Raw genomic sequence first — 240 nt, 5'->3', positions numbered from 1 at the left:
GTTGTCGTCCAGCCGAGGATAAACTCATTGTCCTTATTCTTTAGTTTGAACCTTACAGTTGCGCTCAAGTCCTTTACATCTTTATAGCCTTGCGCGACCTCATGAGAGCTTAATGATGTCTGACAGCTCGGGCAGTAAGGGGAAACTCTGTGACCTTTATAAAGCAGGCCTTTTTCATGGATGGTTCCGAGTATGTGCCATACCGATTCAATATACTCATTGCTCATTGTCATATAAGGG

1 protein-coding gene is annotated in these 240 nt (G+C 43.8%); it reads right to left on the bottom strand.

What is annotated here, in order from left to right:
- Positions 1–240, bottom strand: a 240-nt coding sequence (locus EOC06_RS39315) for a class I tRNA ligase family protein (RefSeq protein ID WP_164899108.1), incomplete at both ends; no start/stop codon positions are given.

The sequence above is a fragment of the Mesorhizobium sp. M7A.F.Ca.MR.362.00.0.0 genome (genome assembly GCF_004023175.1).
Classification (GTDB): domain Bacteria; phylum Pseudomonadota; class Alphaproteobacteria; order Rhizobiales; family Rhizobiaceae; genus Mesorhizobium.
The sequence above is the reverse complement of the archived record's forward strand: the minus strand, read 5'-3'. Positions and strand labels throughout refer to the sequence as shown.